This window comes from Citrobacter sp. wls619 (assembly GCF_005281345.1).
Taxonomy (GTDB): domain Bacteria; phylum Pseudomonadota; class Gammaproteobacteria; order Enterobacterales; family Enterobacteriaceae; genus Citrobacter.
Window position 1 is genome coordinate 222,333 of record NZ_SZXJ01000035.1, and the last position, 20,842, is coordinate 243,174.

A 20,842-nucleotide genomic window follows, 5' to 3' on the forward strand; every position below is an offset into this window, starting at 1 on the left:
CTCCAGACTGGGCAAATTTCAGCACATATTACCCAATGCTATTGGTTTGTACGAGATGACTCATCATGACTTGTCTAAAATGCAGCATAAATCACGTGTACCCACATAACCTTTCAGGAATGACAGGCCTGGCATCACAACCTGACTTACGTTGTCGCGTCATCAATGACCTGAGACGCTGATGACGGTGCCAGAGTAAATCCTGCCATAGCAAAGGCCTTATTAACCTTAATGATATAGTTGTCTTCGTAGAATTCCTCAATCGCCTGCTGAATCTGCTCGCCGGCTGGTAACGCTTTGCCATCAACGATTTCCTGCAGCAAGGAAACTAATTTTTCTGGTTCATCAGTCGGGTATAAATTACCGTTTATCCCTTCTCTGATAATGTCTGCTGGCCCCGTTTCACAATCAGAGCTAATGGCATAAACACCGTGAGCGCTGGCTTCAGCCAAAACCATACCAAAACCTTCAAAATGAGAAGTTAATAATAAACAGGTAATATTTTTTAGCGTATTTTGAATATATTCCCACGGTGATTTCTGCCAACCATGCCAGTGAATGTTTTCGCTAATCCCCAGTGTTTTTGCCAGTGCAACTAGTGTCTCAACATCCTGGCCGGTGCCGATAACGTCCAGAGACCATGCTCCTTGCAGCTCCGCCAATCCATTGAAAAGTCCTCGGACATTCTTTTGACCATCGGCAACAACCCTACCTACATAGACAAAGCGGGCATGATTCTTGGGAGCAGGAATGCTGACATCATGCCGAGTAACCGGATTGAATATCGTCGCGATACGCTGTCTGTCTATGCCCACTTCAACAAGTTGTCGGGTTATTCCAGAGCTGATGGAAAGATAATAATCAGCTTTATTTATATATTTTATTTTCTTTTTATAATTATTTTTATAAAAATCAAATATAGAAAAATGAAACCATGAGAATATCTTAACCTGCTTGTGAGTATATTTTCTTGCAACGTGGCTGATATAGCATGAGAGTGTATCCAGAGATATAATTACATCAGGAGATTCTCGATTGATGATTTTCCGCAAGGAATAAGCAAAACTCAATCGTCTTAATTTCGTTATTTTTATATTCGAAGAAAGACGACAATAGCGCTGCCCTGCAAGCCACTCATCATTGACATGACCGCCATTATTTTTCTTAAGAAATACAAAAGAGATATCGATATCGGGGCTTTGCATTCGCAGCAGCTTCACCAAATTAAGGCAAACGGTCTCTGTCCCTCCAAGTCCACTGATTTCGTAACCTGTAATAATAATTTTTTTAAGTTGCATATACAATTTTCATTCCAGCGACTATTGTCAGCCCCAACACAGTGCTCTACCTTGCTTATTCATTCGTTGATGGCTCCGAAAAAGCCGGCACCGCGCGCCTGAACACTCATTCACGGAACGAATCATACACTACCAAACCATAACTATTTCAATTAAGAATGACTGAAGCAATAATCAGTACACAGGTCACACGCCACATGGCGCGACGTACTGCTGAAGCCGACGCCATGTAGTGATATGATTAGAGACATTCGTGTCTGAGATTGTCTCTGACTCCATAATTCGAAGGTTACATTTATGATCATCGTTACCGGCGGCGCGGGCTTTATCGGCAGCAACATCGTTAAGTCCCTGAATGACAAAGGCATCACCGATATTCTGGTGGTGGACAACCTAAAAGACGGCACCAAGTTTGTGAATCTGGTGGATCTGAATATTGCTGACTATATGGATAAGGAAGACTTCCTGATCCAGATTATGGCTGGAGAAGATTTCGGCGATATTGAGGCAATTTTCCACGAAGGCGCGTGTTCTTCCACGACCGAGTGGGATGGCAAGTATATGATGGACAACAACTATCAATACTCCAAAGAGCTGCTGCACTACTGTCTGGAGCGTGAAATTCCTTTCCTGTATGCCTCTTCTGCAGCAACGTACGGCGGTCGTACCTCTGACTTCATCGAATCTCGTGAATATGAGAAGCCGCTGAACGTCTATGGCTACTCAAAATTCCTGTTCGACGAATATGTACGCCAGATCCTGCCAGAAGCAAATTCTCAGATCGTCGGCTTCCGTTATTTCAACGTCTACGGGCCACGCGAAGGTCACAAAGGCAGCATGGCGAGCGTAGCTTTCCATCTCAATACTCAGCTCAACAACGGCGAAACACCCAAGCTGTTCGAAGGCAGTGAAAACTTCAAACGTGATTTCGTCTATGTCGGCGATGTTGCAGCAGTAAACCTGTGGTTCCTGGAAAACGGCGTTTCCGGCATCTTTAACCTCGGTACTGGTCGCGCAGAGTCTTTCCAGGCCGTCGCGGATGCCACGCTGGCATACCACAAAAAAGGCAGCATTGAGTACATTCCGTTCCCGGAAAAACTGAAGGGCCGCTATCAGGCATTTACTCAGGCGGATCTGACTAACCTGCGCGCTGCGGGCTATGACAAACCGTTCAAGACCGTTGCCGAAGGCGTGACGGAATATATGGCCTGGCTAAACCGCGACAACGCTACAAATTCACAAAATCATTCGAGCGGTATCAAGGCGGCAACTAAGTGAATCTCCGGGAGCTTACAAGAGTAAGTGACCGGAGTGAACGCAGGCAGCCAACGCAGAGACAGCTTGAAGGATGAAGTGAATGAAGATTTTGGTGGTAGGCCCGTCATGGGTGGGCGACATGATGATGTCGCAAAGTCTCTATCGCACGCTCAAGGCGCGCTATCCCCAGGCAATAATCGACGTGATGGCACCTGCATGGTGCCGTCCGTTATTATCGCGCATGCCTGAAGTCAACGATGCTATCGCCATGCCGCTTGGACACGGCGCACTGGAGATTGGCGAGCGCCGCAAACTGGGCCACAGTTTGCGTGATAAACGCTACGATCGCGCGTATGTCCTGCCGAACTCATTTAAATCCGCACTGGTACCCTTCTTCGCGGGTATTCCTCATCGTACCGGCTGGCGTGGCGAGATGCGCTATGGTCTGCTGAACGATGCACGTGTACTGGATAAGGAAGCCTGGCCGCTGATGGTCGAGCGCTATGTCGCGTTAGCGTACGATAAAGGCGTGATGCTCACAGCCAAAGATTTACCACAGCCGCTGCTGTGGCCACAATTGCAGGTCAGTGAAGGCGAAAAGTCACTTACCTGTAGTCAATTTTCCCTCTCGGCTGAACGTCCAATCATCGGCTTCTGCCCTGGTGCAGAATTTGGTCCAGCGAAACGTTGGCCACATTACCACTATGCTGAACTGGCAAAGCAGTTGATCGACGAAGGTCATCAGATTGTCCTGTTTGGCTCGGCTAAGGATCATGAAGCTGGCAATGAGATTCTGGCTGCACTGAGCGTTGAACAGCAAGCATGGTGTCGGAACCTGGCTGGTGAAACGCAGCTGGAGCAGGCGGTTATTCTTCTCGCCGCCTGCAAAGCCGTGGTCACCAATGACTCCGGTTTGATGCACGTGGCTGCCGCACTAAATCGTCCGCTGGTCGCTCTGTATGGCCCCAGCAGCCCGGATTTCACTCCACCGCTCTCCCACAAAGCTCGCGTGATTCGCCTGATTACGGGGTATCACAAGGTGCGTAAGGGGGATGCTGCACAAGGGTATCACCAGAGCCTGATTGACATCACGCCTCAGCGCGTACTGGAAGAACTGAATGAGCTGTTGTTACAAGAGGAAGTCTGACGGATGCGGGTTCTGATCGTTAAAACATCGTCAATGGGCGATGTGCTGCATACATTGCCCGCATTAACAGATGCGCAGCAGGCCATTGCGGATATTCAGTTTGATTGGGTAGTGGAAGAAGGGTTTGCTCAAATCCCCTCCTGGCATCCGGCCGTTGACCGTGTGATCCCGGTGGCGATTCGCCGCTGGCGTAAAGCCTGGTTTTCCGCCCCCATTAAAGCGGAGCGCAAAGCTTTTCGCGATGCGGTGCGTTTACAAAACTATGACGTGGTTATCGATGCGCAGGGGCTGGTAAAAAGCGCCGCACTGGTAACACGTCTGGCGCACGGCATTAAACATGGTATGGACTGGAGTACCGCGCGCGAACCGCTGGCGAGTCTGTTTTACAATCGTAAGCATCATATCGCCAAACAACAGCATGCTGTTGAACGTACTCGTGAGCTGTTCGCGAAAAGTCTGGGATATGCCAAACCCCAGTCGCAGGGTGATTACGCGATTGCACAGCATTTTCTGAATGAACGCAATGCCGATGCAGGGCAGTATGCCGTCTTCCTGCACGCCACCACTCGTGATGACAAGCACTGGCCGGAAGCAAAGTGGCGGGAGCTCATTGGATTATTCAATCACGCAGGAATACGTATTAAGCTCCCCTGGGGTGCTCCGCATGAAGAAACGCGAGCCAGACGACTGGCAGAAGGATTTGATTACGTAGATGTTTTACCGCGCATGAGTCTTGGGGATGTCGCCCGGATATTAGCCGGCGCTAAGTTTGTGGTATCCGTTGATACCGGATTAAGCCACTTGACCGCCGCACTGGATCGGCCGAATGTTACGCTATATGGCCCTACGGACCCGGGGTTGATTGGGGGATACGGGAAGAATCAGGTCACATGTCGTGCCCCGGAAGGAAAGCTTGCTTTGCTTGAACCCACTCAGGTTTATTCTCACATAGCGCGGCTGTAATTATTCAGGTTTCGCAGATATGTTAAATTCGTTCTTATACAATCGCTTTGCTATTTAACATATCTGCAGCTGACTAAAACTATGCACTATATCGTATTTCATCCACGATTAAGCATTGTTGCATTCATCTACTTCCACCAACATAAACCAAGAATAATTCGTCGGGCATGCCAGTATGAGGAGGAAATTTTACGTCTGAAAAGTGATTTTTTCTTTTTCTTGTGACTCTTTATCTCTTTACGTTCTTTCTCTAACCAGCTCCCGGACAACTCTTCAGGGTGATGGACAAAGTTTGCCAGGTATATATCAGAAAAATACCCCTGGCGCATCAGATATGCCCATTCGTCTATGATGAAAAAGTTATTTTCAAAACGGGAAACAAGTTTTTGAGCTGTTACAGAATTCATTAAATAACCGCAGGCTCGCAAAACATATCCATGACCAAATATGACTTTGCCGAATGTCTGGCCACCAATTTTCTTGAGTTTAAGCAAATTTAAGACAACTTTATTCTTATACCTTAAACCATCCTGCCCACCAAGTAGGTATAACGCGTCTTTATTGAGAACACTTTCATCGACAGTCGATATAAATTCCTTAAAATTCTGATCGATAATTGCGTCATCTTCAAGAATACAAACCCAATCTTGCCCACTCTGCCCAAACTGTTTAAATGCTTTCATATGGCTTAGTGAGCAACCCAGTTCACCATCAGTAGGCGTATGGTTTTCCCTGTGCTGAAAGTCAGTTAACGGTATCTTGCGCTTTTCTTCGGCAGACAAATTCTTCCCATAGATAGCATCAACAAACGAATACTCGATATTTAATTCATTCATTATATCTGATACGCGTTTTCGTCGGGCATCGTCAAAAGGAAGCGAAATGACCAGCACGTGCATGAGTTCAAACCCTCTAATATAATTAAGCCAGAACAGTCATCGTGAAATAAAGATTAACAATTACTGGCCTGCTGAATAAGCTTAATTAACTATTCTATGTAGCTATACAAAGCCTATTTTTTCATATTTATAGTTTATTCTTTGACGTATGATTAATAATCTTATCGGTTTTTCTTGCATAGGTTGCAAAGAGTTCAGACTCATCACGAATAATTTGATTAATGTCTTTTTTAAAGTATATCTTCAGAAATCTGAAGTAGTCTCTTTGCGTTAACCCGATGTTTAACGAGGAGAAGTACAAACCAATCAGATCTTTATTGCGCCAACGAATAGGAACCGCATTTCTTATCTGAGCCCGGTGCAGATCAATAACCGACAGTTTGAACGCATTATCCTCAAAATTGGCCGGTTGATGCAATAAGAAGTGACAGAGATAGCAATCACGGTGATTAACGCCTCCCTGATGCATCCTTCTGACCATAATGGCAAGACGCTCAATTAATGCCATCTTAATTTTTCGCGCAGGTGGATTCACCAACCAATTTGCGCAATAGTCTTCCAGGCTAACCGCCGGACTCAGATCTTCAGTTATAATAAATGAGATACGGTTGAGCGGATTTATACCTTGTTGCCCGAAACCAACACCGTGCATTGTATCAACGTCCAGTTCCTGCAAACGGTGTATCGCATTCCATTCTCTATCAGCTCCGAGTACCGGCAAACGTAAAGAGAATAAGTTTTTGATAACTTCCTTCAGTTTAGTTCCCTGGTGCCATTTCAGGAAATAGCTTCTACCTGCAATCTCAAACCTTATCGTTCTGCGCGTTTCGAGCTGCCTAAATGTTTCTCCCTGCAGCTTCTGCACTTCAGAAAAAGCATCTTTCCCTTTCCACAAGGATAAAAATGGTTCTTTTAACTCAACCATGGGCACCACCTATAATAATATCAGCTGCTTTCTCAGGTAGACTATAAAGGTCTTGAGTATCAGCAAAGTGTTGTGCATTCTCTTTCCATGCTTTTCTCTGCCCTGAGTCAGTTAAAGATAAATAAACAGCTTCATTTAATAATTTTTGTTCAAACGGTTCATCAATAACAATCCCGCACTCAGCATCTCTAACATAATGAGCATATCCGCATACTGCCGTTGTTATGACAGGTAAACCTGCTGCAATTGCTTCAACCAGCACGATCCCTGCGGCTTCCTGGTATGCCGGATGAATCAATAGATCGGCTGCTGCCATTAACTCTGAGACATCATTACGGCCAGGGAAGAACTTGATATTGTCAGCAACAGCATACTCTGTTGCCAGCTTTATATAGCGATCAGGCTTATCCTGACCCACAACAAACAGAATCGTTTGTTTACGGACAGCTTCCGGTAAGGAAGCGATCGCCTTGATAGTTCTGTCGACACCCTTACGGGTAAAATCAGAACCGATTTGTATAATTAAATACTGGGAATCACTGATATCATTTTCTTTCCTGAAGCTAGCTCTACAATTTGTTGGCTGAGAGCTGTATTTTCTGTCAGGATAAATCCCCGGCGGAAGGATATGAAAACGCGCTGGCTCAGTATGATAGTGCTTCTGAAAATCCGCAATTTGCTTATCTGTTAGCATTAACAGCTGTGTTGATTTTCCCTCAGCAAATGTAGCTTTTTCAAAGGCGGCATAATGCCGGTATCGCGGTGTCAGACGATAGAGCAAACCTTTTTCTTGCGCGACTTTTTCTGCGTAGCAGACATCAGCAGCATAATAAACATCTAACCCAGGCATTTTATTGAACCCAACGATCCGGTCTGCTGGATTACTCTCAAGATGTTTACTTACCCACCGATGATACTCAGCATTTTTCCCGTTGTTGGAGCATGACCTCACAGGAACAATGATGATCTCCAGGCTGTCTGGAATATTTCCTTGCCATGATTGTGTGTAAACCCGAACATGATGTCCACGTGATGCGACTGTCGACGCTATACGCAAAAAATCACGCTGTAACCCACCAAAAGGGAAATATTTATACAAACAGAAAGCAATAACCATTTTATATATCCGGATGCTTTATTAATCGAGTTTAGGTAACCGTAACGCTATGGCTGCAATCACGTCTTCCGCAGGTATAGCTGATAAATATTTCTTACTTCGATCAAGTTTTTCACGCACAGGCATTGGTTGGTAATCACCAGCCCAAAATTGAACCACATCATCAGACCATGGTCGCCAGGCGATATGATCGGTGGCGCCGAAAAGACAAATAATGGGGGTTTTAACAGCTGCGGCAATATGCATCGGGGCAGAGTCGACACCAATAAAAAGCACAGCATGATCAATTAATGCAGCAAGCTCAGGGAATGTTGTCTTCCCGGCAATTTCAGTTAACGGTTTGGTTTCACATGCCCTGGCAATCTCATCGACGCAGGCAATATCGCTGGCACCGGGTCCAGAAGTCAGTACAACCTGATACCCCAAATGATGTATCGCATCAATCACCAGGGAGAATCTCTCATTCTCCCACGACTTGAATTCTTGTCTCGCCGTAGGCTGTATAACAACATACTTCTGGGTATCAACCTGAGGAAGTTTTTTCCGAACAGATTGCCAGACTTGCTCACCATAAACCATTTTCAGTACCGGGACTGATTCTTTTAGATTTAATGGCGTCAGCACAGACAAATTACGTTCGACCCAATGATCGCCACTTAGAGGAACGTGATGAGTAAAACTGTCGCGCCAGAACTTCTTATTTCTGTGCGAGAAATCATGTGTCAACTTTATGGGGCAATCCAAACAACGACACAGTAAAGCAACTATCCACTGATCGGTGAGGTTGACCACTAAATCATAATGATTGCCACGTAGTACCTTGATCAGCGCTAAGAAATTTTTTGCCTTCTCAAAAGCAGAGCTCTTTTTATTTTTTATCCCATACAAAGCATGGATATCGGGGTTTTCAGATAAAATAGGAATGGTATCTTCGTAGAGTAAAACATCAATATCAGCATCAGGATAATTTTTTTTAAGCGTGCTGATGACCGGTGTGGTTAGCAACATATCGCCGTGAAAGCGCATTTTTATTACCAGGATCTTTTTCACACTCTACCCTTTCAGGTTATTGTTAATTTTCAAATCACGCTACCGCCCCAGGCTCAACAGCTACCTGTGCACTGCAGAACACATCATCTTATTTTATCGCTTATATTGTACCACTATTCACTTGACAATTCGATATCTATGAAAATTTTCTATGTGAATTAGAGAACAAATAAATATTTACAGTATATGAGACTATCTATCATGTTATGAATATTGAGCCTATATTCTCAACTACGTCACATAGGCTCATTTTAATCTTAATTCGTTACCCTGCCGACTCATTTTTATCATACAACATCAGGATAGCTATGCTGTATAATAAAAAGACATTTATGAACATCTTTTCAAATAAACAATATACCAGAATATAGCCAACAAGAGAGCACAGTAATGAAATGCTAAAAATATCTTTTTGGCTTCTGGCTCGGATATATATGTCTTTAAATGTAATGAAAAAAGCCGCAGTAAACAAGAAGAGACCAATTACCCCAACATTATAAAGAATTATAATAAAGAATGGTTCATCTATATTATAGCCATTGTTCCGTTCAGAATATACCCCGTCATTTTTCGGCGCATTATGGTCCTCTAAATACTGATTGTATGTAGAATTTCCATATCCAATACCAAAGACGGCATTGTTGATATTTTCCATTACTAACGGGAAACGGTCTAAGATAATTTCATCACGACTGGATGTGACGTTATTCATTTGCAGCGTTTGATCGACTTTCATTTTTACCTGACCCACTGTGTTGTAGGCCCCGATAAGCAAAACAACCATTATAACTAGCAAGCCAAAGGCAGCAGCCATAAATCTCTTGATGGTTTTACCCACCAGAAATGAAATCAGGAAAATCTCTACAACAACTGCTAAGATCCCTGCCCGACTCCCGGTGTATGATAAAAAGACAAATGCAAGTGCGGAAATAATATATAATACTGTTTTCAGGAAGTGATTATTGAATAAGATCGCCCCTGTTAATACAAAAGGAAATAGCATAACAACATAGAATGCGAAACCATAGCGAAGCTGTAGATACAATTCCTGCGGGTTATTTTTTATAATTCTTAAAATCGGCACCACTAAGATAATATAGGATAGAGTAAGTATCGCACCAATGACAAAGACCTGTCTCAGTGAGGTTGTATGCTTACTGAATGCGCCAAAAAACAACATCATCACTAACGGGTAACGCCAGTCTTTTATCAATATGATAAAAGCATCAAGAGACTTATCTTCGTAGGTGAAAAATACTATACAGAAAACACACCATAACGTGAAGAGTAACAATAATTTTCTCTTCTGCATGAGATCGAGCACAATGTTTTTAATATCTATTTTATTGGCTTTAATATAGTAAATAGATAAAACTACAGCGAGCACAGAGGTCATATTTAGCACCCCTTGATTATCTATCGTAAATAACCCAAAAATCATTAAAACCAATACAACTTTGCTTAAAATCAAGATATTACCGTTTTGACTGTATCTTACTTGATTCATAAAATTCAAATCTCACTTCTTCAAATTGCCTTGTTAATCAACGACAAACACTCGCTCGCACGATTTATGGGGCATATCTTATTATATAACATCGTAAAAATCCCCCATTAATTTTAGTCTCTTCCTCTCACCGTGTACCTTCATTCAAATCACAGAAAGATTCTCACATAACATAATGATTAATAAAGCAAATTTAGTCATAAAGTATCTCTTTCCTTCCTTTACAGTTTGTTCTATTCTATGCCGACAGGAGAGCCATTTTGTCTTACATAAACACACGTGCACTCTGAAAGAATCAAAAGGAAAAAGATGTGAAAGAAAATATAATAAAATATATTAAGAATGCACATATTGAAAATGACGATAAAAAAAGTACATGTGTCAATATTACCTATGGCGCTGACAGACCTTTTCTTTACGGTACGGGCGTTTCAATAACATCGGTACTTTTAAATAATCGTGATCTGAATTTCCATTTCCATATTTTCACTAATTATCTTGATGAACATCAACTTCATCTTTTTTCTGTCCTGGCAAGCCAATACAACACCCGTATTACGTTTTATGTACTGGATGATAATGAATTAAAAAATCTACCTACTGCATCTAAGGCATGGAATTATTCAATCTATTTTAGACTTATTGCAATCGATTATTTTGCCGATAAACTCAGCAGCATTATATATCTTGACTCTGATATTATATGTAAAGGAAGCCTTGCCTCGTTACTCACGAAAGAATTTAATGGCAATGTATTAATGGCTGTCCATGATAGCTTTGTCGATACATCTGCTGTTGCCGGCATAAATCCAGGCCTGTACTTCAACTCAGGCTTCATGTATTTTAATCTTCCAGAATTAAAAGATACTAATTTGACTCTACAGGTCATTTCAAAGGTCAATGAAAATCGTTTCTCACATCCCGACCAGGATGCGTTGAACGTCCTCTTTAATGATCGCGTAAAAATTCTGGATCATAAATTCAATTCATTCTTTAACATCGATACGTTAGCCAAGAAAGGGGGGGATGCCTTTAAAATCACATCACAAACGGTATTCATTCATTATGTCGGCGTCACTAAACCCTGGCATGACTGGGCGCAATATTATGCTGAAGTAGAATACTTCAAAATAGCCAGAGAGAATTCGCCGTGGAAAGATATTCCTTTATTGGCACCCACTACGTATAAACAGCTATCGCGAAAAAGCACACATTTAAAACACAATGGTCAACTCCTCGGTGCTTTTATTTTCTATGTTAAGTATTTAGTTAACAAGTACCAAACACAGAAAAAACGCTAATGCATTGATATTATTGTTTTTTCAGGAATGGTTATGTCTCCGGCATATTCCATAAAAAGATCGGTTTTTACGACCATAACCATTCCGTTTTTAGCCTTCCACTGCAGAGATTACCAAGCGGGACAACACAACTCAGGCCCCCTTTCTCGTGATCCGTACAGTTTCCTCAAAAAATCAGCAAAAATGATGGTAAAGCCATAGTTAAATACATAGAATCCCCAGCACATCCATAAGCCAGCTACTATTATGCTAGAATTGCTTTACACCGCTCTTTTCTACCTTATTCAGCCTTTGATCTGGATACGGCTTTGGGTGCGCGGACGTAAAGCTCCGGCGTACCGTAAACGCTGGGGTGAACGCTACGGTTTTTATCGCCGCCCACTGAAACCAGGTGGCATCATGCTCCATTCAGTTTCCGTGGGTGAAACGCTGGCAGCAATCCCATTAGTCCGCGCTCTGCGACATCGTTACCCGGATTTGCCGATCACGGTAACCACCATGACGCCAACCGGTTCTGAGCGCGTGCAATCTGCTTTTGGCACAGACGTTCAACATATCTATCTTCCCTATGATTTACCGGATGCGTTGAACCGTTTCCTGAATAAAGTTGACCCCAAACTGGTGTTAATTATGGAAACCGAGCTCTGGCCAAATCTGATCGCCGCTCTGCATAAGCGCCATATCCCGCTGGTCATCGCCAACGCACGCCTTTCCGCGCGTTCAGCCGCTGGCTACGCTAAATTAGGGAAATTTGTGAGCAGGCTATTACGCCGCATTACGCTGATTGCTGCACAAAACGAAGAAGATGGCGCTCGCTTCATTACATTGGGAGCCAGAAGCAATCAGGTCACCGTCACCGGTAGCCTGAAGTTTGATATTTCCGTCACCCCACAGCTGGCCGCTAAAGCAGTTACGTTACGACGCCAGTGGGCACCGCATCGCCCGGTATGGATTGCGACCAGCACGCATGACGGGGAAGAAAGCATCATCATCGCAGCTCATCAGGCGCTGTTACACCAGTTCCCGAATCTTTTATTGATTCTGGTTCCCAGACACCCTGAGCGCTTCCCGGATGCCATTAACCTCGTACGCCAGGCTGGTCTAAGCTTTACCACACGCTCTTCTGGCGAAGTTCCGTCCTCAAGTACCCAGGTGGTTATTGGCGACACGATGGGTGAGCTGATGCTGCTGTACGGCATTGCCGATCTTGCTTTTGTTGGCGGCTCTCTGGTTGAGCGTGGTGGACACAATCCACTGGAAGCAGCGGCACATGCTATTCCTGTATTGATGGGCCCGCATACCTTTAACTTCAAAGATATTTGCGCCCGACTGGAACAGGCAAGTGGGTTGATTACCGTCACCGACGTCACCACGCTGGTGAAAGAGGTTTCGTCCCTACTGACCGATGAAGATTATCGTAATTTTTATGGTCGCCATGCGGTTGAAGTACTGTATCAAAATCAGGGCGCGCTACAGCGTCTGCTGCAGCTGCTGGAACCTTACCTGCCACCCAAAACGCATTGAGGGCTGTCATGCAAAAACGGGCGATTTATCCAGGAACCTTCGATCCCATAACTAACGGCCATCTTGATATCGTGACACGCGCGACAAGCATGTTTGATCACGTGATCCTGGCAATTGCCGCAAGCCCCAGTAAAAAACCGATGTTCACGCTGGAAGAACGCGTTCAACTGGCCCAGCAGGCAACGGCGCATCTGGGTAATGTAGACGTCATGGGATTTAGCGATTTAATGGCAAACTTTGCCCGCGATAATCAGGCTAATATTCTGATTCGTGGCCTGCGTGCCGTGGCTGATTTTGAGTATGAAATGCAGTTGGCGCACATGAACCGCCACCTAATGCCGCAACTGGAAAGCGTCTTTTTGATGCCATCTAAAGAGTGGTCGTTTATTTCATCATCGCTGGTTAAAGAAGTCGCCCGCCACCAGGGTGACGTGACCCACTTCCTGCCGAAAAATGTTCATCAGGCGCTAATGGATAAGCTGAAGTAGCGCATTTAGCCGGGTAAGCCGACAAGGTTTATCCGGCCTGCAATGGATGTTATTTCTGACAGCGGCGGCAGTAGAACGTCGTTCGCTGAGCGTGCTTAGTCGCAACGATTGGCGCTCCGCATACGCGGCAAGGCTCACCTTCACGTCCATAAACCTGTAATTCCTGAGCAAAATAGCCTGGCTTACCGTCACTTTGCAGAAAATCTTTCAGCGTCGTTCCACCCTGCTCGATAGAGCGCAGCAATACAGCCTTAATAACGCGTACCAGCAGCTCACACTCATCTTTCGACAGCGATGATGCCAGGCGGTCAGGATGAATGCCAGCCGCAAAGAGAGACTCACTGGCGTAGATATTTCCCACCCCCACCACCAGCTTGTTATCCATCAGCCAGGGTTTTATCGCCGTTTTCTTCTTTGCGCATTTCTGCTGGAGATAAACGGCGTTGAAATCGTCGCTCAGCGGCTCTGGGCCAAGATGAGCGAAGACATTATGTCCATCCAGTTCTTTCGTCCACAGCCAGGCGCCAAAACGCCGAGGATCGGTATACCGCAGGACTTTGCCATTACTCATCACTAAGTCGACGTGATCATGCTTTTCTGCGGGAAGTTCTTCAGGAAGAATACGCAGACTACCCGACATCCCCAGATGAATGATAATCCAGCCATCCGTCAGTTCCAGCAGCAGGTATTTCGCGCGGCGCTGTACGCTGAGTACAGGTTTATCGCTCAGGCGATAGATTTCCTCAGATACCGGCCAGCGCAAACGACCATTACGCACAGTGGCGTGTAGAATCGTCGCCCCTACCAGATGCGGCTCAATACCACGGCGACTGGTTTCGACTTCAGGTAATTCAGGCATAGCATCTCCGGCGCTGTAACAGGTCTCATTAATATGGGGACGGCCAGAAAACAAAAAACCCCGCCGAGGCAGGGTTTTTCTTTACATCAAAACGAAAATTATTTGATTTTCGCTTCTTTGTATAAAACGTGCTGACGAACAACTGGATCGAATTTTTTCAGTTCCAGTTTTTCCGGCTTAGTACGTTTGTTCTTCGTAGTGGTATAGAAGTGACCAGTACCAGCAGAAGAAACCAGCTTGATTTTCTCACGAATACCTTTAGCCATGATTTATTTCCTCTTAGTACTTAGTACTTTTCGCCACGGGCACGCAGTTCGGACAGAACTGTTTCGATGCCTTTCTTATCAATTACACGCATACCTTTAGCAGATACACGCAGGGTGACAAAACGCTTCTCGCTCTCAACCCAAAAACGGTGAGAGTGCAGGTTAGGCAGGAAACGGCGTTTAGTCGCGTTCAGTGCGTGGGAACGGTTGTTACCGGTCACCGGACGCTTGCCAGTAACTTGGCAGACTCGGGACATGTCTATTCTCCAAAAATCAAATTAGCTCGAGCTTCGTATGGGGTATCGGCGCCTCGTCAGGCTTTACAGCCCGGTCATCGCGTAGTTCTAAGTGAACTCTCGATTGCCAGGCCCAAATGCCAAACCCGAGATTCTCAAAGGTGGCGTAGTATACGCTGACCCGGCGTTATGCTCAAGTCCCGAACAGACAAAGATCCCGATGGATCGCGTAAAGTGCGTTAAATCCAACCGCGTTCCGCAAAAGAAACGTACTCTCCGCGCCCAATGACCAGATGATCAAGCACCCGGATATCCATGAACTGACAGCATTTCACAACACGCTCGGTGATGAGTTTATCTGCTTTACTCGGCTCTGCACAACCCGAGGGGTGATTATGTGCAAGGATCACCGCTGACGCATTCATTTTTATCGCTTCACGCACAATTTCTCGCGGATGCACCTCAACATGGCTAAGCGTGCCGGAAAAAAGTTTGCTGTGTTTAATCACGCGATGTTGAGAATCCATAAAGATCACCAGAAAGATCTCGCGTTCCTCTTGCGCGAGCTGGCTTTGCAGAAATTCTCGCGCCATTTCCGGGCTAAGTAACGCGCGCTCCTCCATCATTCGCACGTTATGGTAGCGCCTTGCCAGTTCGGCAATCCCTTTAAGCTGTGCATACTTCGCAAGGCCAATGCCGTGAACGTGGCTAAACGCCATATAGTCTGCTGATAACAGGCCATGCAGCGAACCAAAATGCTGAATCAATTCTTTTGCCAGCGTCAGCACATCTTTACTCAGAATCCCGGTGCGTAAAAAAAGCGCCAGCAGCTCAACATCGCTAAGTGAACCAGCCCCCTGCGCCAACAGTTTTTCCCGGGGCATCATACGTCCTGTATTTTCCATGCTTCCCCCTCCTTTCGCGTCCGCATAGTGGCATAACGCCTGTCGCGAATCGACGCTCTGTTTTCACTTCTTCGTAGCGGCTCGCAAACTGAAGCGCGGGCAAAAGCACGACTCATTGCGGATTGTGATAAAATATCCGCCTTCTGGTGTAACCCAACAGGAAAGATCATGATGAGCCTGGCCGGTAAAAAAATCGTACTTGGCGTCAGTGGCGGCATTGCTGCGTACAAAACCCCTGAACTGGTGCGTCGTTTACGGGAACGCGGCGCTGACGTCCGCGTAGCAATGACTGAGGCGGCAAAAGCCTTTATTACTCCCCTGAGCTTACAGGCAGTTTCGGGCTATCCGGTATCTGACAGCCTGCTTGACCCCGCTGCAGAAGCCGCAATGGGTCATATTGAACTGGGTAAATGGGCCGATTTGGTTATTCTGGCTCCCGCCACGGCAGACCTGATTGCTCGCGTCGCAGCAGGTATGGCCAACGATCTGGTTTCAACAATCTGTCTGGCGACCCCTGCCCCTGTTGCAGTGCTGCCAGCCATGAACCAGCAAATGTACCGCGCCGCCGCAACCCAACACAATCTTGGCGTCCTCGCCTCCCGCGGTTTGCTTATCTGGGGACCCGACAGTGGTAGCCAGGCATGTGGCGATATCGGTCCTGGCCGTATGCTGGCTCCCTTAACAATTGTGGATATGGCGGCAGAACATTTTTCGTCTGTAAACGATCTGCAACATCTCAATATCATGATAACCGCGGGCCCAACGCGCGAACCGCTGGATCCCGTGCGTTATATTTCCAACCACAGCTCCGGGAAAATGGGATTTGCTATCGCCGCCGCCGCAGCCAAACGCGGGGCGAATGTCACACTGGTGTCGGGTCCGGTTTCGCTGCCCACTCCCGCTTTTGTAAAGCGCGTCGATGTCATGACGGCATTAGAAATGGAAGCCGCCGTGCAATCTTCAGTGCAGCAGCAGCATATTTTTATTGGCTGCGCCGCGGTTGCTGATTATCGCGCGGAGACCGTCGCCCACGAAAAAATCAAAAAGCAGGCGACGCAGGGCAATGAATTAACAGTAAAAATGGTCAAGAATCCGGATATTATTGCCGGCGTTGCCGCACTGGATGCTAACCGTCCTTTTGTCGTTGGGTTTGCCGCCGAAACAAATAATGTGGAAGAATATGCCCGGCAAAAACGCCTCCGCAAAAACCTTGATGTGATCTGTGCGAACGATGTTTCGCTTTCTACTCAAGGATTTAATAGCGATAGCAACGCATTACACCTTTTTTGGCAGGATGGAGATAAAGTCTTACCGCTTGAGCGCAAAGAACTCCTGGGCCAATTATTACTCGACGAGATCGTGACCCGTTATGATGAAAAAAATCGACGTTAAAATTCTTGACCCGCGCGTAGGGAAACAATTTCCGCTCCCGACGTACGCCACCTCTGGTTCTGCCGGACTTGACCTGCGTGCCTGTCTTGATGACGCCGTAGAATTAGCGCCTGGCGCAACGACGCTGGTGCCAACTGGGTTAGCCATCCATATCGCCGATCCCTCACTGGCCGCGGTGATGTTGCCACGCTCTGGTCTGGGTCATAAGCACGGTATCGTACTGGGTAACCTGGTCGGTTTGATTGATTCCGACTATCAGGGTCAGCTGATGGTGTCCATCTGGAACCGTGGCCAGGATAGCTTCACCATTGAACCTGGTGAACGTATTGCACAGATGGTCTTTGTACCGATTGTGCAGGCTGAATTTAATCTGGTGGAAGAGTTTGAAGCCACCGATCGTGGCGAAGGCGGCTTCGGCCATTCCGGGCGCAAGTAACCCGTAAAGAAGCATCCCGCAGCGTAATAACGCAATAACATACCGCAAACAGTCGTTTGCGGTCGCTGTGTGGATGCCTGCCTGGCAAGTGCTTATTTTCAGGGGTATTTTGTAACATGGTAGAAAAGCAAACTGCGAAAAGGAATCGTCGCGAAGAAATACTTCAGTCGCTGGCGCTGATGCTGGAATCCAGTGATGGAAGCCAGCGTATCACAACAGCAAAACTGGCAGCCTCTGTGGGCGTTTCCGAAGCGGCATTGTATCGCCATTTTCCCAGCAAGACCCGCATGTTCGATAGCCTGATTGAGTTTATCGAAGATAGTCTGATTACCCGTATCAATCTGATCTTAAAAGATGAAAAGGACACCAACGCACGTCTGCGCCTGATCGTTCTGCTGATTTTAGGGTTCGGTGAACGTAACCCCGGTCTGACGCGCATTCTGACCGGGCATGCGCTCATGTTTGAACAGGATCGTCTGCAAGGCCGTATTAACCAGCTTTTTGAACGCATTGAGGCACAGTTGCGCCAGGTTCTGCGAGAAAAAAGAATGCGTGAAGGCGAAGGTTACACCGTAGATGAAACGCTGCTGGCCAGCCAGTTGTTGGCTTTCTGCGAAGGTATGCTGTCCCGGTTTGTACGTAGCGAATTTAAATATCGTCCAACGGATGATTTCGACACCCGCTGGCCGTTGGTGGCTGCTCAGTTGCAGTAACGGATTCGTTTAGTCCGGCCTACGGGGTTACGTAGGCCGGATAAGCGCAGCGCCATCCGGCAGTTCTTAAACGCCGAACTCTTCGCGATATGCTCGCACGGCTGCCAGATGCTCTGCCATTTCAGGCTTCTCTTCCAGATAGGCAATCAGGTCTTTCAGGGTAACAATAGAAATCACCTTGCAACCATAGTCTCGTTCTACTTCCTGGATAGCTGAAATCTCGCCACGTCCACGTTCCTGACGATCGAGAGAAATCAATACGCCAGCAAGCCGTGCGCCATTCGCCTGGATAATCTCCATTGACTCACGAATCGCTGTCCCGGCGGTGATCACATCATCAACCAACATCACACGACCTTGTAGCGCGCTCCCTACCAGGTTACCGCCTTCGCCGTGGGTCTTAGCCTCTTTACGGTTAAAGCAGTACGGCAAATCTTTGTCGTGATGCTCCGCCAGTGCAACAGCTGTTGTGGTAGCGATAGGAATACCTTTGTACGCCGGGCCAAAAAGCAGATCAAAATCAATACCGGAATCCACCAGCGCCTCGGCATAAAAACGGCCTAGCAGTGCCAGATCGCGCCCGGTATTAAACAGCCCGGCGTTGAAGAAATAGGGGCTTTTGCGCCCGGATTTCAGCGTAAATTCGCCAAACTTTAGTACCTGCTTGCTAAGCGCAAACTCAATAAACTGGCGCTGATACGGTTTCATGGATTCGCTCCTCATCTCACTTTATTACAGACAAAAAAAAGGCGACTAATCAGTCGCCTTTAAAATCAATTTTCTAACGCCGCCTTCTGCGTCGCTACAATGGATTCGATTCCCCCTCGGGCCAATGCCAGTAGGGTGAGTAGCTCTTCGTGGCTGAATGGCTCGCCTTCTGCCGTACCTTGCACCTCAATAATGCGACCGTCCTCGGTCATCACTACGTTCATGTCGGTCTCTGCAGCAGAATCTTCAACGTATTCCAGGTCGCAGAGTGCTTCGCCATTCACAATACCTACGGAGACCGCCGCAACCATCCCTTTCATTGGGTTGGTTTTCAGCTTACCGCTTGCTACCAGTTTGTTCAGCGCGTCAGCCAAAGCGACACAAGCACCGGTAATGGATGCGGTACGCGTACCGCCATCAGCCTGGATAACATCGCAGTCCAGCGTAATGGTGAACTCGCCAAGGGTTTTCAGGTCAACTGCGGCACGCAGCGCACGCGCAATAAGACGCTGAATCTCCATGGTGCGGCCACCCTGCTTACCTTTCGCCGCTTCGCGCGCGTTACGGGTATGCGTGGCACGAGGCAGCATGCCATATTCGGCGGTGATCCATCCCTGGCCCTGGCCTTTCAGGAAACGCGGAACACCTTCATCAATAGACGCGGTACACAGCACTTTGGTATCACCAAATTCGACCAGCACGGAGCCTTCAGCGTGTTTTGTATAATTACGGGTCAGGGTGACGGGACGCACCTGATTGGCACTACGACCTGCTGGACGCATGATAAAATCTCCGGCTTGAAACGAATGTGGCTGCGCATTATACGGACTTCCGACGGTTATTCCTATCCTGACAAGACGTGGATGGCTATAATCCTCTCATCTCATCGTCAAAAACAGGAACGTCTATGATCCGCAGCATGACCGCCTACGCCCGGCGTGAAATCAAGGGTGAATGGGGTAGCGCTACCTGGGAAATGCGCTCGGTAAACCAGCGTTATCTGGAAACCTATTTTCGTCTGCCGGAGCAGTTCCGTAGTCTTGAACCTGTTGTGCGTGAGCGCATCCGCACACGTCTGACACGCGGTAAAATCGAATGCACGCTGCGTTTTGAACCTGATGCCAGCGCACAAGGCGAGCTTATTCTGAATGAAAAGCTCGCTAAACAGCTCGTTAGCGCTGCTAACTGGGTCAAGATGCAGAGCGATGAAGGCGAAATTAATCCGGTCGATATCCTGCGCTGGCCGGGTGTAATGGCCGCTCAGGAGCAAGACCTGGATGCTATTGCCGCTGAAATCCTCGCCACGCTTGACGGTACACTGGATGATTTCATTGTCGCACGTGAAACTGAAGGTCAGGCGCTGAAGGCGCTGATCGAGCAGCGTCTGCAAGGCGTCAGCGCTGAAGTGACGAAGGTACGTGCGCATATGCCGGAGATTCTGCAATGGCAGCGTGAACGTCTGGTGGCCAGACTGGAAGATGCTCAGGTGCAACTGGAAAATAACCGTCTTGAGCAAGAGCTGGTGCTGATGGCACAGCGTATCGATGTGGCAGAAGAGTTAGATCGTCTGGAAGCCCACGTCAAAGAAACCTACAACATTCTGAAGAAAAAAGAGGCGGTTGGTCGTCGTCTGGACTTCATGATGCAGGAATTCAACCGTGAGTCGAACACCCTGGCATCCAAGTCTATCAATGCCGAGGTGACGAATTCCGCGATTGAGCTGAAGGTATTGATCGAGCAAATGCGCGAGCAGATCCAGAACATCGAGTAATTTTGCATACCACGCCTATGCTATCGTAAATCACAAGATAGCCTGCTAAATGCGGGCTATCTGTACCGTCAATAAGTGCT

22 protein-coding genes are annotated in these 20,842 nt (G+C 46.8%); 10 read left to right on the forward strand and 12 right to left on the reverse strand.

Annotated features, from left to right (window positions below; translation table 11 throughout):
* Positions 1–146 precede the first annotated feature (146 nt).
* Entirely contained in the window at positions 147–1,298 is a 1,152-nt protein-coding gene (locus tag FDX19_RS06625; protein ID WP_137382098.1) for a glycosyltransferase, read from the reverse strand.
* A gap of 297 nt (positions 1,299–1,595) precedes the next feature.
* On the opposite strand from FDX19_RS06625, the gene rfaD reads away from it, so the two are divergent.
* From rfaD to rfaC, 3 genes are all read left to right on the forward strand, one after another.
* Positions 1,596–2,576, forward strand: coding sequence for an ADP-glyceromanno-heptose 6-epimerase (gene rfaD, locus FDX19_RS06630; protein ID WP_048227317.1), 981 nt, complete (start codon positions 1,596–1,598; stop codon positions 2,574–2,576).
* A gap of 79 nt (positions 2,577–2,655) precedes the next feature.
* Positions 2,656–3,702: an ADP-heptose--LPS heptosyltransferase RfaF gene (gene rfaF, locus FDX19_RS06635; RefSeq protein ID WP_137382099.1), complete on the forward strand. Its 1,047-nt coding sequence runs from the start codon at positions 2,656–2,658 to the stop codon at positions 3,700–3,702.
* Positions 3,703–3,705: 3 nt separating this feature from the next.
* Positions 3,706–4,665: a lipopolysaccharide heptosyltransferase RfaC gene (gene rfaC, locus FDX19_RS06640; RefSeq protein WP_137382100.1), complete on the forward strand. Its 960-nt coding sequence runs from the start codon at positions 3,706–3,708 to the stop codon at positions 4,663–4,665.
* Positions 4,666–4,793: 128 nt separating this feature from the next.
* On the opposite strand, the gene FDX19_RS06645 is transcribed toward rfaC, so the two are convergent.
* The 5 genes from FDX19_RS06645 to FDX19_RS06665 all read right to left on the reverse strand — a co-directional run bounded on the left by FDX19_RS06645 (position 4,794) and on the right by FDX19_RS06665 (position 10,163).
* Positions 4,794–5,564: a glycosyltransferase family 25 protein gene (locus FDX19_RS06645; protein WP_137382101.1), complete on the reverse strand. Its 771-nt coding sequence runs from the start codon at positions 5,562–5,564 to the stop codon at positions 4,794–4,796.
* Positions 5,565–5,691: 127 nt separating this feature from the next.
* Positions 5,692–6,489 carry a lipopolysaccharide core heptose(I) kinase RfaP gene (gene rfaP, locus FDX19_RS06650; RefSeq protein WP_137382102.1) on the reverse strand — a complete coding sequence of 266 codons (798 nt, stop codon included), beginning with the start codon at positions 6,487–6,489 and terminating at the stop codon, positions 5,692–5,694.
* Positions 6,482–7,606: a glycosyltransferase family 4 protein gene (locus FDX19_RS06655; RefSeq protein WP_137382103.1), complete on the reverse strand. Its 1,125-nt coding sequence runs from the start codon at positions 7,604–7,606 to the stop codon at positions 6,482–6,484. The genes rfaP and FDX19_RS06655 overlap by 8 nt, the downstream gene beginning before the upstream one ends.
* Before the next feature lie 21 nt (positions 7,607–7,627).
* A complete protein-coding gene (rfaQ, locus tag FDX19_RS06660; protein WP_137382104.1) occupies positions 7,628–8,656 on the reverse strand; it encodes a lipopolysaccharide core heptosyltransferase RfaQ in 1,029 nt (342 codons plus the stop codon).
* A gap of 265 nt (positions 8,657–8,921) precedes the next feature.
* Positions 8,922–10,163 carry an O-antigen ligase gene (locus FDX19_RS06665; protein ID WP_137382105.1) on the reverse strand — a complete coding sequence of 414 codons (1,242 nt, stop codon included), beginning with the start codon at positions 10,161–10,163 and terminating at the stop codon, positions 8,922–8,924.
* Positions 10,164–10,474: 311 nt separating this feature from the next.
* On the opposite strand from FDX19_RS06665, the gene FDX19_RS06670 reads away from it, so the two are divergent.
* The 3 genes from FDX19_RS06670 (at position 10,475) to coaD (ending at position 13,476) form a co-directional block, all read left to right on the forward strand.
* Complete coding sequence (locus tag FDX19_RS06670; protein WP_137382106.1) at positions 10,475–11,464, forward strand: glycosyltransferase; 990 nt, start codon at positions 10,475–10,477, stop codon at positions 11,462–11,464.
* A 246-nt stretch (positions 11,465–11,710) separates the two neighbouring features.
* Positions 11,711–12,988: a lipid IV(A) 3-deoxy-D-manno-octulosonic acid transferase gene (gene waaA, locus FDX19_RS06675; RefSeq protein ID WP_137382107.1), complete on the forward strand. Its 1,278-nt coding sequence runs from the start codon at positions 11,711–11,713 to the stop codon at positions 12,986–12,988.
* An 8-nt stretch (positions 12,989–12,996) separates the two neighbouring features.
* On the forward strand, positions 12,997–13,476 hold the full coding sequence (coaD, locus tag FDX19_RS06680) for a pantetheine-phosphate adenylyltransferase (RefSeq protein ID WP_005122615.1): 480 nt from the start codon (positions 12,997–12,999) through the stop codon (positions 13,474–13,476).
* A gap of 49 nt (positions 13,477–13,525) precedes the next feature.
* Here the strand turns inward: coaD and mutM are convergent, their stop codons facing one another.
* The 4 genes from mutM to radC all read right to left on the reverse strand — a co-directional run bounded on the left by mutM (position 13,526) and on the right by radC (position 15,742).
* Positions 13,526–14,335: a bifunctional DNA-formamidopyrimidine glycosylase/DNA-(apurinic or apyrimidinic site) lyase gene (mutM, locus tag FDX19_RS06685; RefSeq protein WP_137382108.1), complete on the reverse strand. Its 810-nt coding sequence runs from the start codon at positions 14,333–14,335 to the stop codon at positions 13,526–13,528.
* 98 nt (positions 14,336–14,433) lie between these two features.
* Positions 14,434–14,601, reverse strand: a complete 168-nt coding sequence (gene rpmG, locus FDX19_RS06690; protein WP_003024094.1) for a 50S ribosomal protein L33 — start codon at positions 14,599–14,601, stop codon at positions 14,434–14,436.
* 20 nt (positions 14,602–14,621) lie between these two features.
* Positions 14,622–14,858, reverse strand: coding sequence for a 50S ribosomal protein L28 (gene rpmB, locus FDX19_RS06695; protein ID WP_003024071.1), 237 nt, complete (start codon positions 14,856–14,858; stop codon positions 14,622–14,624).
* Between the two features lie 218 nt (positions 14,859–15,076).
* Positions 15,077–15,742: a DNA repair protein RadC gene (gene radC, locus FDX19_RS06700; protein WP_137382109.1), complete on the reverse strand. Its 666-nt coding sequence runs from the start codon at positions 15,740–15,742 to the stop codon at positions 15,077–15,079.
* 171 nt (positions 15,743–15,913) lie between these two features.
* Here radC and coaBC point away from each other — a divergent pair, with 171 nt between their 5' ends.
* From coaBC to slmA, 3 genes are all read left to right on the forward strand, one after another.
* The gene (gene coaBC / locus FDX19_RS06705; RefSeq protein WP_137382202.1) at positions 15,914–17,134 is read left to right on the forward strand and encodes a bifunctional phosphopantothenoylcysteine decarboxylase/phosphopantothenate--cysteine ligase CoaBC; all 1,221 of its coding nucleotides are present in this window, start codon (positions 15,914–15,916) and stop codon (positions 17,132–17,134) included.
* Positions 17,112–17,570, forward strand: a complete 459-nt coding sequence (gene dut / locus FDX19_RS06710) for a dUTP diphosphatase (protein ID WP_170974356.1) — start codon at positions 17,112–17,114, stop codon at positions 17,568–17,570. The genes coaBC and dut overlap by 23 nt, the downstream gene beginning before the upstream one ends.
* 116 nt (positions 17,571–17,686) lie before the next feature.
* A complete protein-coding gene (gene slmA, locus FDX19_RS06715) occupies positions 17,687–18,283 on the forward strand; it encodes a nucleoid occlusion factor SlmA (protein WP_003827257.1) in 597 nt (198 codons plus the stop codon).
* Between the two features lie 66 nt (positions 18,284–18,349).
* Here the strand turns inward: slmA and pyrE are convergent, their stop codons facing one another.
* Positions 18,350–18,991, reverse strand: coding sequence for an orotate phosphoribosyltransferase (gene pyrE / locus FDX19_RS06720; RefSeq protein WP_137382110.1), 642 nt, complete (start codon positions 18,989–18,991; stop codon positions 18,350–18,352).
* A 65-nt stretch (positions 18,992–19,056) separates the two neighbouring features.
* Positions 19,057–19,773: a ribonuclease PH gene (gene rph, locus FDX19_RS06725; RefSeq protein WP_003024054.1), complete on the reverse strand. Its 717-nt coding sequence runs from the start codon at positions 19,771–19,773 to the stop codon at positions 19,057–19,059.
* A 125-nt stretch (positions 19,774–19,898) separates the two neighbouring features.
* Between rph and FDX19_RS06730 the strand changes: the two genes are divergently transcribed.
* Entirely contained in the window at positions 19,899–20,762 is an 864-nt protein-coding gene (locus tag FDX19_RS06730; protein WP_137382111.1) for a YicC/YloC family endoribonuclease, read from the forward strand.
* The last annotated feature ends 80 nt before the right edge of the window (positions 20,763–20,842 follow it).